We start from the raw sequence: 12,366 nt of genomic DNA, 5'->3' as shown, positions 1-12,366 counted from the left end.
CCGGACAAACCGAGCGGGGCCGCGCATTTTGGGTCGCCGGGGCGGAGCTACTTCTGCAGGAAGTATTTCCAGTGGAAGGTCAGCGTGTTGATGAGGTTGCCCTGGTAAGTACCCGAAATGCCCACCAGCCGGGCGTTTACCGCGTCGTCGAGGCCGGCCTCAAAAAAGGTGCGGTGCCCCATGCGGCCGCCCTCGATCAGCCGGCCGTGGTTGGTTTCCAGCAGCAAGCCTTCTACCTGGTCCCACTCGTAGCCGCGGGCGTTGACGATGTACTCGCCCGTGGCCAGCTCCAGCTTGGCCTGCTGGCTGCCCGGCACGCCGTAGGTGCGCTCCACATTGTCGGCGTACGTCAGCTTCAGGCCGCAGATGAACGGGTGCCCGTCGCCCCAGCAGATAACCACTTTTCGCAGGCCGACGAGGCCCTCGCTAAAGGCGGTGCCGCCGGGCCGGACGCCGAAAGGGCCCACGGCCACGGTTGTGGGCTGAGCGGAGGGCTTGACCGGCTTGGAGGTATTTAGGTAGGGCCAGAGGTAGGCCGGGGCCAGCAGGGCATCCAGCTCGGCGTTGAACTGCGCCGCAACCCGCGCCTGGCGGGCCACCCGGGCGGCGGTAATGTTGGCCGGGCTGTTCGGGTCGCCGTTTACGTCGTGGTTGTGGCTGTAGGTGGTATTGCCGCGGTCCATGCGCCAGCCGTCGTACTCGTCCACCACCCAGTCCTTGCGGTAAAACTCGGTGATGGTGGTGTTGCCCAGGTCGAAGTCGTGCGTGGTGTCGCTGCTGCCCTGCTTGATGTAGCCCAGGCGCCATTTCAGGGCCAGCTCGCGGCTGCGGGCCACCCCGGCCACGTATTCCTCGATTTCCCGCTGCAGAAAGACCAGCTCCTCGGCTTGGCCGTCAGCCTTTTGCTCCGCGGTCTTGTTTGGAAACAACGTCGCGTAGCCCTGCACCAGCTCGGCGCGTAGCGTAAGCACCAGCGTGCCCCAGGCGGCCAGCAGCGGCAGCACGGTCACGCCCTCCCGGTCGCGCAGGAAGTCGTACTCGTCGCCCGTGGCCTCCGAAATGGCGGCAATGAGGCGCGTGGCCTTCACGTCGACCTGGGTGGTGTCCAGAAACTGCTGGGTTTTTTTGCGGATGCCGGCCAGGTGCCCGTGCAGCTTGAGCATGTTTTCCTGCAGCAGCAGCTGCTTCATGCGCTGCTCCACGTACTGGGTCATCTGGTTCCAGAAGTCCTGGTCGTGGCCGTCGGGCCAGAACACGCCCAAGGCCGCCTTGGCCCCACCCCCGACGGTGGGAATCAGCCCGGTGACGCCTAGCACCAGGTCGCGCAGCTGGTCGCTGTGCTTCTGGAAGGTGCGCACCTCGTTGGAGAGGTAGTCGGCCGAAACCGGCACCACGCGAAACAGCTGATGGTCCCGGTTGCTTACCGGGGCTAGGTCGCCCTGCTTGATAATGTCCTGGCCGTGGGTAGCGCCGGGCACTTCCAGCACCTTGCCCCGGGCGTGCACTGGGCGCAGGTAGTAGTATCCGTCACCGGCGTACATAAAGCGAAACCGCTGGTTGAGCGACACCTGGTCGCCGCTATCCTGCATGTGCCACTGAATCAGGTTGGCGCCGGCATCCGGCGACACGCCCGCAATGGCCCAATACAGGTTGTCGTAGGGCAGGTGCACGTGGTACTCGCCGGTGCCCTTTTTCTTGAGCTGAAACTGCTGGGCGGGGTTGTTCTGGTAGGGCTCCTGCTGCTGAATGGCATTGCCAGGGTGCCGCTGGTGGTGCACCGGCGCCAGGGGCAGGTTGCTGTGCTTGGGAATGATGACGAATCGACGGTCACCAGGGACAATTAAAGCCATGCGTATGGGTGGGATAAAGGTATGGAAGGTCCCGGCAAGCTAAACAAAATCAAATCGTATCAAGCAAATGCCATAAAGTAATTCGGGCGTTCCTGCGTCTGCCGCCGTACAGGCGCCGGCTGGGCGGCCGGTTCCGGCAGGCGGCGCGGCATTCACGCCGCCGAACAGCCCGGTTGTCGATTAGGCCCGACCACCCGTTGCGCGCCTCCCGTACTTTGGGCATCGGCAAGGCTGAACCCGGCCCGCCGCAGCTCACTCCACCCAAGCGCTCCGCCAAAACCCGCCTACTTTTGTTTCTCTACCGCTGATCCTCTTTCCTCTCAACCATGCTGCAATTCTTTAAGTACGTGCTGGCCACCATCTTGGGGCTGGCGCTGTTTTCCCTGGTCGGCTTCCTGCTGCTCGTGGGGGTGGTGGCGGCCATCGGCTCGTCGTCCGACGAGGTGACCGTGGCCAGCAACTCGGTGCTGGAGCTGAAGCTCGACCGGCCGCTGACGGAGCGCAAGCAGGAGGCCGAGTTTACGCTCTTCGGCGGCGGCAACGCCTCCATCGGCCTCAACAGCCTGAAAGCCGCCATCCGCCGCGCCAAAACCGACGACGACATCAAGGGCATCCTGCTGAACCTGGACGTGGTATCGGGCGGCATGGCGTCGCTGGAGGAAGTGCGCGACGCGTTGGTGGACTTCAAGGAGTCGGGTAAGTTCGTGGTGGCCTACCACGAAACGGGCTCCGAAAAGGGGTACTACCTCTCCTCGGTGGCCGATGAGGTGTACCTGCACCCGCAGGGGCTGCTGGAATTCAACGGCCTCTCCTCGGAGGTGTTCTTCTACAAGCGCCTCTTCGACAAGCTCGGCGTGGAGCCCTTCATCTTCCGCGTGGGCTCGTTTAAGAGCGCCGTGGAGCCCTACTTCCGCGAGAGTTTCTCCGACTCGGCCCGCTACCAGACGGTGTCGTTCCTGAACTCCATCAACGACCACACCGTGGCGCAGGTAGCCAAGGCCCGCAAGCTGACGCCCGCCCGCCTCAAAACCGTGCAGGACTCCATGCTGGTGCACAACGCCCAGGACGCCAAGCGCTACGGCCTGGTGACCAAGCTCGGCTACTACGACGAGGTGCTCGACTACATGCGCAGCCAGCTGCAGCTGGCCAAGGATAAGAAGCCCAACCTGATCAGCCTGGGCACCTACGCCAAGTCCGAGCAGGACGACGAAGCCAGCGGCAGCCAGCGCATCGCGGTGGTGTACGCCGAGGGCGACATCGTGGGCGGCAAGGGCGGCAACGAGAGCATCGGCGGCACCAAATTCGCCGAGACCATCCGCAAGGCCCGCCTCGACGACAAGGTGAAGGCCATTGTGCTACGCATCAACTCGCCCGGCGGCTCGGCCCTGGCCTCCGACGTGATTTACCGCGAGGTGATGCTGGCCAAAAAAGTGAAGCCCGTCATTGCCTCGATGTCAGACGTGGCGGCCTCCGGCGGCTACTACATTGCCATGGGCTGCGACACCATCGTGGCGCACCCGAACACGATTACCGGCTCCATCGGCGTGTTTGGGGTGCTGCCCAACCTGGGCCCCCTGCTCTCCGACAAGCTCGGCATCACCGTGGACCGCGTCACGACCGGCAAGTTCTCCGACATTCCGACGGTGACGCGCCGCCTCACGCCCTTCGAGCAGCAGAGCCTGCAGCGCGAGGTGGAGCGCACCTACGCCGACTTCACCAGCAAAGCCGCCCAGGGCCGCCGCATGCCGGTGGAACGCCTGCGCCGCCTGGCCTCGGGCCGGGTGTGGTCGGGCACCGAGGCCAAGCAGCGCGGCCTGGTGGATGTGCTCGGCTCGTTCGACGACGCCGTGGCCATTGCCGCCCGCCGCGCCGGCCTCAAGCAGGGCGACTACCGCCTGCAGAGCCTGCCGCGCATCAAGAAAAACCCCTTCCAGGCCGTCATGTCGATCCTCGACGACGAATCGGAGGAAGCCGAAACCCGCGTGCTGAAGAGCAAGATGGGTCCGCTGTTCCCCATCTACCAGCAGTACCGCTCGGTGCTGCAGATGCAGGGCGTACAGGCCCGCCTGCCCTACGAGCTGTCGGTGCAGTAAGCGCCTTCCGACTGCTCTCAAACAAACAGCCCCGGCTTCCGAGCCGGGGCTGTTTGCATTAGGGGTGTGCGTAAAGCCTCAGTGCGGGCTTAGGGAAGCTTGCTGCCGTAGTACGTGCGCGTGGTGCCGCCGCCAAGGCCGCCCCGGCGCCATTCGAAGATGAGGCTGTCGCTCTGCATCTGTGCCTTCACCAGGCCGTAAGTAGAGGCCGTGCCCGCGTAAAAGAGGTAGCTGGGGGCGGAGCCGATGTTGGTCCAGGGCACGGAGCCGGCCTGCAGCGGCAGGGTGTACGTGTGGATGCTGATCTGCCCGGCGGCCCGGTTTTGGGTTACCGTCATCGTCGTATCGGCCAAGCGGCGCACGAGGTTGACGGGCGGCGCGCCCGCGTACGTGCGCTCGATGACCTTGTTGAACCGGTAGCGGCCGGCCACCTTGTTCAGCAGGGGCGTGAGCGTGTCGGCCTGGGCCACCACCAGCGTTTTCGAGGCCTCGGCGGCGCCCAGGCGGCCGTTAGTCCGCAGGCGCACGGCGTAGCTGCCGGCCCGCCGGAAGACGTGCGTCGGATTGGCCTCGGTGGAGTTGGTGCCGTCGCCAAAGCTCCAGTCGTAGGTGCTGGCCCCGGGCGCCTGGCTGGCAAACTGCAGCGGAGTAGCGTGTTGCAGCGCGCCGGTGTACGTGAAGTCGGCGGTGGCTGCTTCCGGCGTGGGCTTCTCCTTTTCCTCGCAGCCCACGGCCAACAGGCCGGCGAGTAGTAGGTAGGACGATTGGGTTAAGCGCATAGAGTTGGGTATGAGTGATAAGCTAGAGCAATGATACGCGGCCGGCCGGCAATCTGCACCGGCGGCGGCCGAAAAAAGCTCCTGAAGCCCGCCGTGCTTTTCCGCCTCGCCGTAAGCAAATGCCCGGCCCGCGCTGTTCCTTTGCGCTATGAACCTCTCCGCCGCTCAACAACTGCAGCAGCTCCGCGAAGCCACTGCCCACATCCAGGCCCAAACGGCCGGCTTCCAGCCCGAATTCGGCATCATCCTCGGCACGGGCCTCGGCGCGCTGGCCCGGGAAGTGCAGGTAGCGCACACGCTGAGCTACGCCGACCTGCCCCACTTCCCCGTGTCGACGGTGGAAAGCCACGCCGGGCGGCTGCTGCTGGGCACCCTGGGCGGGCGCCGCGTGGCGGTGCTGCAGGGCCGCTTTCACTACTACGAAGGCTATTCCATGCCCGAGGTGGTGTTTCCGGTGCGGGTGCTGAAGCTGCTGGGCATTCGGAAGCTGTTCGTGAGCAACGCTGCCGGCGGCCTGCACCCCGACTTCGCCATCAGCGACCTGATGCTCATCGACGACCACATCAACCTGCAGCCGACCAACCCGCTGGTGGGCCCCAACCTCGACGAGCTGGGCCCGCGCTTTCCCGATATGTTTGAGCCCTACGACCACCAGCTGCTGGCCCAGGCCGAGTCGGCGGCGCGGGAGCTGGGCTTCGGCCCGCGGGTGCGCCGCGGGGTGTACGCTTCCCTGCCCGGCCCCATGCTCGAAACGCCGGCCGAGTACCGCTACCTGCGCACCATCGGGGCCGACGCGGTGGGCATGAGCACGGTGCCCGAAGTCATTGCCGCCCGCCACATGGAGCTGCCGGTGCTGGCCATTTCCGTCATCACCGACCAGGCCTCGCCCGCGCACCTGAAGCCGGTGAACATCCAGCACATTCTGGCCGCCGCCGCCGACGCCGAGCCGCGCCTGACCGCCCTGCTCAAGCGCGTGGTGGAGCAGCAGGCCTAGGCCTAACCTCCTACCAAACCGCAGCGCCCGGCTACTGGTCAGTAGCCGGGCGCTGCGGTCTGGGGGCCTGCTGTTGCGTGGCCCGCCTCAGCGAATGATGATGGTGCGCCGCTGGTAATTCAGTATGGCAAATACCCCGATGCCGCCCTCCACGGTGCTCTGCACCGCCGCCGGCTGCCCGAAGGGGTTGCCGTTGGACGACTGCGCGTCGTCGATGGAGCGCAGGAAGTTGTAGTAGGGCCGGTCGAGGTGGTAGAGCGAGACGATGAGCGTGTCGTCGGGAGCAAACTCGAAGCCGGTGCCCAGGGTGAACTGCTGGCCGTCGAGCAGGCGGTCTTCGGGCAGGTAGTCCACGTCCGGGTCGTCGGAAATGCTGTCGTTGTGGATTTGCAGGCGGTAGAAGTCGCCCACGCCGGGCGGGTCCTGAAACTTCACCAGCAGCAAGGCCCGGCGCTCCTCGGCGGGCCGGTCGTTGAACTTCCACTCGATGGTGTCGAAGGGCACCGTGGCGGGCATGGTGGCCGTGCCCGTCACCACGCGGCCCTTGGAATCGGCCACCTTCAGCTGCCAGGTTTCGCCGGGCCGGATGGTCAGCACGCGCGTGCCGCGGTGGGTGTAGAATTTCTCGGTGAGCGGGTTCAGGCCGGGCAGAAAGCGCAGCGTCTCGACGCGGCCCGAGGGGCTGGTGAGCGTCACCGTCACGTCGGTGGGCACGTTGGGCGTGGGCGCGCTCAGGTAGGGCACGGTTTCCGATACCGTCATTTCCGCCACCTTGCCCGACTCCAGGTAGCACTCCACCACCAGCTGGGCCGGCAGCACCGGCAGCTCCACGTCCACGTCCTTCTGCAAGTCGCAGCCGGTGAGCAGCCCTGCCAGCGGCAGCAAGCTTAGTGCGGCGGCCCGCAAGCGGCCAATCAGTGGCCGCCCTGCGCTGTTCCAAGCCCGTGTTATCCGTTGAATTCGCATCAGGCCGAAATTAGAATTTGAAGTTGTAGGTCAGCGAGGGAATGACCGGGAACAGGGACACCTGCCGGGCCCGGTAGCGGGTGGGCAGGTTGGTTTCCGGGTCGCGCACCTCGTCGATGTAGATGAAGTACGGGTTGCGCCGGTTGTAGGCGTTGTAGATGCTCAGCGTCAGGTCCGACTCTTCGCGCCAGAAGGGACGCAGCTTGAGCACCACGCCCAGGTCGAGGCGGTGGTAGCTGGGCAGCCGGTAGGAGTTGCGGTCGGGGTAGATGGGCACGGCCTGCAGCTCGCCGCCGTACACGTCCTGCACCCCGATGCGGGCCGTGGGCAGGGTGGTGGGGTTGCCGGAGGTGTACACGAAGGAGCCAGTGAGGTTGATGCGCTTCGAGAGCTTGTGCAGGAGCACCGCCGTCAGGTTGTGGCGGCGGTCGTAGGTGGGAAAGAAGGCGCGGCCCTGGTTGATGCCGGTGCCGCCGCGCTGGGGGTCAAACTCGCGCTGCGTCCAGGCCAGGGTGTAGCCCAGCCAGCCGGTGGTGGTGCCCTGCTTTTTTTCCAGGTAGATTTCGTTGCCGTAGGCCCAGCCCCTGCCGAAGAGGAACTCCTGGTCCAGCTCGGGGTTCACGAACAGCTGCGCCCCGTCGCGGAAATCGATCTGGCGCTGCGCCCACTTGTAGTACACCTCGTCGGTGAGCAGGAACTTGCCGCCGAACAGCAGCCAGCTGAAGCCCGCCGATACCTGCTGGGAGCGTTGTGGCTTCACCGAAAGGCGCGACGGGTACCAGATGTCGGTGGGCAGCGAGGCGCCGGAGTTGGTGACCAAGTGCACGTACTGGTACATCATGGCGTAGCTGGCCTTCACCGAGAGGCCGGGCGTGAGGCTGTAGCGGGCCGCCGCGCGCGGCTCCACCCCGCCGTAGTCGTTGGTGCCCGAGCGGAAGCCCGTCAGGCGCAGGCCGTAATCGAGGGCCAGCTTGTCCGACACGGTGAAGTTGTCGGAAGCGTAGAGGCCGCCTTCCTGCCCGTCGTACTCCACGTCCTGCCCGATGTTGAAGGAGCCGTCCTGGGCCCCGGCCTGCAGGCGACCCACCCCGAAGTGGTGCAGCGTGCCCGAGCCGCCGAAGCGGATGACGTGCTTGCCGCCCTCGGGCCGCCACTCCCAGTCGGAGCGCAGGTTCCAGTCCTGGATGTTGCTGCCGAGCCCGAAGCTGAACTGGTCGAGCTTGTTGGCAATGTTGTAAGTGTAGTACGACCAGGTGGCCGTGCTGTTGGTGAACAGGCGCGGGTTGAACACGTGGCTCCAGCGGGCCGTGGCTGAGCGGTTGCCCCAGTTGAAATCGAAGTTGAAGCCGCGCGTGGAGCTGAAGCCGAACACGTCGTTGCCGAAGTACCCGCTCAAGAACACCTGGTCCTTGTCGGTGAGCTGGTAGTTGGCCTTCAGGTTCAGGTCGTAGAAGTAGTAGTCGGGGATGGGGTTGTAGTCCGGGTCGTCGTCGTTGAGCTTGTTGATCTGCCGCGTGAACACGTCGAAGTAGGTGCGGCGGCCGGCCACGATAAACGAGCCTTTACCCTTTTTGATGGGCGCTTCCACGGCCAGGCGCGAGGATATCAGCCCCAGCCCGCCCGACACGCCCAGCGAGTCGCGGCTGCCCTCGCGCAGCTTCACGTCGACCACCGAGGAGAGGCGCCCGCCGTACTGCGCCGGAAAGCCCGACTTGTAGAGGTCCACCGACTGCACCACGTCGGAGTTGAAGGTGCTGAACAGGCCGAAGAGGTGGTTGGGGTTGTACACCACCGCGTCGTCGACGAGGAACAGGTTCTGGTCGGCGGAGCCGCCGCGCACGAACAGGCCGCTGGTGCCCTCGCCGCCATTCTGCACGCCGGGCTTGAGTTGCAGGGTCTTCAGGATGTCGACCTCGCCGAACAGGGCGGGCAGCAGCTTGGCCTCGCGGGCGGTGATGCGCTCCACGCCCATCTGCGTGGTTTGCAGCTTCTGCTCCAGCGTGCCCGAGCCTTCAATGACCACCTCCTGGAGCTGGTTGCCGTCGGCGGGCAGGGTCAGATCGAGGCGCTGGTTGCCGCGCAGGTTCACGTCCTCGTTCACGGCGCGGTAGCCGATAAAGGAGCCCTGCACGCGGTGCCGGCCGGCGGGCAGGCTCAGCTCGTAGCGGCCGTTGGGGTCGGTGGCGGTGCCCAGCCCGAGGGCGGGTACGGCCACGTTGGCGCCGGGCAGGGCGGTGCCGTCGGCGCCGCGCACGGTACCGCGCAGCAAAAACGTTTGGGCCAGCAGCGTGAGCGGCGCCAGCAGCAGCGCCAGCAGCAGCAGAGCCCGGGAAGCGGATAATGGAATCATGAACGGTGGAATGACCGCGGCAAAGGTCGGCAGCGAATCACTGGCTAACGCCTTGGTAGGTCGAATAGTTTGAGCCGCGGGGGGCGGTAAAGGTTGTAAGGTCCGGGTTTTAAAGGCCGCGAACGGGTCCCAGAGTTGCACCAACGGCCGTACGGCCGCCCGGGTAGCAGTCATAGCAGCGCTTCGCGCCCCATGGCTGCTAGTGTCGCCGTCTTGTTTAGCTTTGCCTTATGACCAAACTGCTCGACGGAAAAGTAGCGCTGATTACCGGCGCTTCGAAAGGAATTGGCCGGGCCATTGCCCAGCATTTTGCCCAATTGGGCGCTCAGGTGGCCTTCACCTACCTCTCCAGCGTGGAGAAAGGCCAGCAGCTCGAACAGGAGCTGGCTCAGCACGGCACCAAGGTACGCGGCTACCGCTCCGACGCCTCCGACTACGCCCAGGCTGAAAAGCTGATTGAGGACGTGGTGGCCGAGTTCGGCAAGCTCGACGTGCTCGTCAACAACGCCGGCATCACCAAGGACGGCCTGCTCATGCGCATGAGCGAGGAGCAGTGGGACCAGGTGCTGAACGTGAACCTGAAGTCGGTGTTCAACCTGACCAAAGCGGCTACCAAGCCCATGATGCGCGCCAAAACGGGCAGCATCATCAACATGACCTCGGTGGTAGGCATCAAGGGCAACGCCGGCCAGGCCAACTACGCGGCCTCCAAGTCGGGCATCATCGGCTTCACCAAGTCGGTGGCGCTGGAGCTGGGCTCGCGCAACATACGCTGCAACGCCATTGCCCCGGGCTTCATCGAAACGGAAATGACCGGCGAGCTGGACCAGAAAGTGGTCGACGAATGGCGCAAGGCTATTCCGCTCAAGCGCGGCGGCACCCCCGCAGACGTGGCCAAAGCCACGGCCTTCCTGGCCTCGGACGACAGCAGCTACATCACCGGCCAGGTGCTGCAGGTCGACGGCGGCATGCTGACCTAATCGGTCAGCAGCGCTTACACTGCTTGATCAAACGTCATGCTGAGCTCCGCGAAGCATCTCTACCGAACGGTTTCGTCCGAACGAAGCGGTAGAGATGCTTCGCGGAGCTCAGCATGACGTTCTTTTTTTACTGGATTAGTTTACCTGCCGATCAACCAATGCGCCGCCCGCTGTCCATCGTCCTTGCCGTTCTGCTGCTGGTGCTGGCCGTCTGGGCCTGCCCGCGCCGGAAGCAGCGCCCAGGCGACTCCAAGCGGGAACGGCGCGCCGAGCTGACCACGCTGCTCGTGTCGCTGAAGCTGCGCGAAGGCGACCTGATTTTTCACACCTCGCAGTCGGCGCAGAGCCGGGCCATTCAGCTGGCCACGCACTCGCCGTACAGCCACTGCGGCCTGCTGTTTCGGCAGGGCGGCGAGTGGCAGGTGCTGGAGGCCGTGCAGCCGGTGGGCATCACGCCGCTGGAAAAGTGGATTGCCCGCGGCCAGGGCGGGCACTTCGTGGTGAAGCGCCTGCGCGACGCCGAAACCGTCCTCACACCCGCCGTGCGGCGCCGCCTGCTGCGCGCCGGCCACCGCTACCGGGGCCGGCCTTACGACCAGTTCTTCGGCTGGTCCGATGAGCGGATTTACTGTTCCGAGCTGCTCTGGAAGCTGTACCGCGACGCGACCGGCCGCCAGATCGGCCGACTGCAACGGTTGCGCGACTTCGACCTCTCACACCCCACTGTGCAGCAGAAGATGCGCGAGCGGTACGGCCGGAATCTTCCCCTCGACGAGCCGGTGATTTCGCCGGCGCGCATGTTCAGCAGCCCCGAGCTGGTGACGGTGGTGGAGCGGTAGCGCGGGCTGGCCGGCGCTACTTTTCCTGCACGCTGGCCAGCAGCTCCTCGATCTGCTGATTGTACACCTGCAGCGAGTCGTCGTAGGCGCGGGTGTCTTCCTGCACCGCCCGGTACATCATCCGGTAGCTGCGCAGGCGCAGCTGGCAGTACGCTTCCAGCACGCGGTTGCGCTGGTGGTATTCCGCCGGCAGGTTTAGGCTGTCGAGGCGCTGCACCAGGCGCAGGTTCTGCTCCCAGTAATAAATGCCGCGGTCCTTCAGTCCGTAGAGCACCTCGTCTTTGGCAGTGCCGGCCCCGACCTGGGCCACTTCCAGCGCCATCGACTCCTGGGCCGTGAAGCTTTTCATGCCCGCGTCGTACAGGCCGAGGTCGTTGGGCAGCTGCTGGCATACGACGGTGGCCCCCAGCCCTACCACCGCGGCCAGCGCCCCGGTCGTCAGCCAGGCCAGCCGGGGCTGCTCGCGGCGCTGCAGGCTGGGGTAAAAGGCATAGCCCATCAGCAGCCCGCTCAGCAGTCCGCCGATGTGCGCCGCGTTGTCGATGCCGCCCTTCAGGCCGAACAGCAGGTTGTAGCCCACAAACAGGCCGATGCTGGAAAGCAGGGTTTTGCGGGCGTGGGCCTCCAGCAGGTTGGTCGTGAGCATGGCCAGGAATACCCCGTACAGGCCGAAAATGGCCCCGGAGGCGCCGGCGCTGATAGTGAAATCGTGCCACCACAGGCTCGTGAGACTGGCCGCCACGCCCGTCAGCAGGTAGGCCGCGCCAAACCGCAGCGGCCCGATCAGCGGCTCCAGCAGGGCCCCAATGTACAGCAGCGCGTACAGGTTCATCAGCAGGTGCAGCACGCCGATGTGCACGAAGCAATTGGTGAGCAGCCGCCAGGCCTCGCCGTCCAGGGTCAGGGGGCGAAAGTTGGCGCCCCAGGCCAGCAGATTTTCGCCGGTGGGCGCCACGATGCTCACGCCGCTCAGCGCCATCACCACGAAGACCAGCAGGTTCAGGTTCAGCAGCACGGGCGTGACGACGTAGCCCTCGGCGGGCTTGAACAGCCGCAGAAAATCCAGCCACGAGTCTTTGGCCGTGGGCGCGGGCTGGCGCAGGTGGTCGTCTTCGGCGGGCACCAGGTCGGGCGCCAGCTGCTCGTAGCGCGCCTGCAGCACGGCGGCATCGGCCGTGGCGCGCAGGTTTGCCCAGGCTGCCACGAACCGCTGCACCGTGCGCTTGTTTTTGCCGAAGTCGATCAGCTCGCTGCCCATGGACTCGCTGCGCAGTTCGGCGTGCTCCTCGTACAGGCGCAGGGTAAATTGGTAATTGCCCGAAAACATACCGTTGTTGGTGTACGCCACCAGCCCAGCCGTGCTCAGGTGAGCCACGCGCCACTGCAGCTGCAGGGCTGTTTCCAGGGCCACGACCAGGGCCTGCTCGACGGTCAGATCCGGTAGGGCAATAGTTTCAGTGTAGCTGGGGGTAAATCCTACGGCCATTCGGGGATAAAGTAAAAGGGCCCTAAAGC

At 65.4% G+C, this 12,366-nt stretch carries 9 protein-coding genes; 4 read left to right on the top strand and 5 right to left on the bottom strand.

The annotated features are described in order from the left end of the window. Window positions 1–47: 47 nt before the first annotated feature. Window positions 48–1,850, bottom strand: a complete 1,803-nt coding sequence (locus tag ACYVKQ_RS09330) for an RICIN domain-containing protein (protein ID WP_460577887.1) — start codon at window positions 1,848–1,850, stop codon at window positions 48–50. 326 nt (window positions 1,851–2,176) lie between these two features. Between ACYVKQ_RS09330 and sppA the strand changes: the two genes are divergently transcribed. Beyond that, window positions 2,177–3,943: a SppA family protein gene (gene sppA, locus ACYVKQ_RS09325; protein ID WP_460577886.1), complete on the top strand. Its 1,767-nt coding sequence runs from the start codon at window positions 2,177–2,179 to the stop codon at window positions 3,941–3,943. Window positions 3,944–4,032: 89 nt separating this feature from the next. Here the strand turns inward: sppA and ACYVKQ_RS09320 are convergent, their stop codons facing one another. Further along, window positions 4,033–4,722 carry a PKD domain-containing protein gene (locus ACYVKQ_RS09320; RefSeq protein WP_460577885.1) on the bottom strand — a complete coding sequence of 230 codons (690 nt, stop codon included), beginning with the start codon at window positions 4,720–4,722 and terminating at the stop codon, window positions 4,033–4,035. 148 nt (window positions 4,723–4,870) lie between these two features. Between ACYVKQ_RS09320 and ACYVKQ_RS09315 the strand changes: the two genes are divergently transcribed. Further along, complete coding sequence (locus ACYVKQ_RS09315) at window positions 4,871–5,716, top strand: purine-nucleoside phosphorylase (RefSeq protein WP_460577884.1); 846 nt, start codon at window positions 4,871–4,873, stop codon at window positions 5,714–5,716. A gap of 87 nt (window positions 5,717–5,803) precedes the next feature. Here the strand turns inward: ACYVKQ_RS09315 and ACYVKQ_RS09310 are convergent, their stop codons facing one another. Together ACYVKQ_RS09310 and ACYVKQ_RS09305 are read right to left on the bottom strand one after the other, a co-directional pair. Then, on the bottom strand, window positions 5,804–6,601 hold the full coding sequence (locus ACYVKQ_RS09310) for a DUF4249 domain-containing protein (protein ID WP_460577883.1): 798 nt from the start codon (window positions 6,599–6,601) through the stop codon (window positions 5,804–5,806). Window positions 6,602–6,692: 91 nt separating this feature from the next. Next, on the bottom strand, window positions 6,693–9,032 hold the full coding sequence (locus ACYVKQ_RS09305; RefSeq protein WP_460577882.1) for a TonB-dependent receptor: 2,340 nt from the start codon (window positions 9,030–9,032) through the stop codon (window positions 6,693–6,695). Between the two features lie 230 nt (window positions 9,033–9,262). Between ACYVKQ_RS09305 and fabG the strand changes: the two genes are divergently transcribed. Next, window positions 9,263–10,012, top strand: a complete 750-nt coding sequence (fabG, locus tag ACYVKQ_RS09300) for a beta-ketoacyl-ACP reductase (protein ID WP_460577881.1) — start codon at window positions 9,263–9,265, stop codon at window positions 10,010–10,012. Window positions 10,013–10,170: 158 nt separating this feature from the next. Continuing rightward, a complete protein-coding gene (locus ACYVKQ_RS09295) occupies window positions 10,171–10,851 on the top strand; it encodes a YiiX family permuted papain-like enzyme (protein WP_460577880.1) in 681 nt (226 codons plus the stop codon). Between the two features lie 16 nt (window positions 10,852–10,867). Here ACYVKQ_RS09295 and ACYVKQ_RS09290 read toward each other — a convergent pair whose 3' ends face one another. Continuing rightward, on the bottom strand, window positions 10,868–12,337 hold the full coding sequence (locus ACYVKQ_RS09290) for a rhomboid family intramembrane serine protease (protein ID WP_460577879.1): 1,470 nt from the start codon (window positions 12,335–12,337) through the stop codon (window positions 10,868–10,870). Between the last annotated feature and the right edge of the window lie 29 nt (window positions 12,338–12,366).

The organism is Hymenobacter coalescens (assembly GCF_054783195.1).
Note: the sequence above shows the minus strand (reverse complement) of the source record. Positions and strands in the feature narration are given on the sequence as shown.

Coding starts and splice junctions, on each gene's coding strand:
- ACYVKQ_RS09330 (WP_460577887.1), bottom strand. CDS start 1,850: ATGGCTTTAATTGTCCCTGGTGACCGTCGATTCGTCATCATTCCCAAG.
- sppA (WP_460577886.1), top strand. CDS start 2,177: ATGCTGCAATTCTTTAAGTACGTGCTGGCCACCATCTTGGGGCTGGCG.
- ACYVKQ_RS09320 (WP_460577885.1), bottom strand. CDS start 4,722: ATGCGCTTAACCCAATCGTCCTACCTACTACTCGCCGGCCTGTTGGCC.
- ACYVKQ_RS09315 (WP_460577884.1), top strand. CDS start 4,871: ATGAACCTCTCCGCCGCTCAACAACTGCAGCAGCTCCGCGAAGCCACT.
- ACYVKQ_RS09305 (WP_460577882.1), bottom strand. CDS start 9,032: ATGATTCCATTATCCGCTTCCCGGGCTCTGCTGCTGCTGGCGCTGCTG.
- fabG (WP_460577881.1), top strand. CDS start 9,263: ATGACCAAACTGCTCGACGGAAAAGTAGCGCTGATTACCGGCGCTTCG.
- ACYVKQ_RS09295 (WP_460577880.1), top strand. CDS start 10,171: ATGCGCCGCCCGCTGTCCATCGTCCTTGCCGTTCTGCTGCTGGTGCTG.
- ACYVKQ_RS09290 (WP_460577879.1), bottom strand. CDS start 12,337: ATGGCCGTAGGATTTACCCCCAGCTACACTGAAACTATTGCCCTACCG.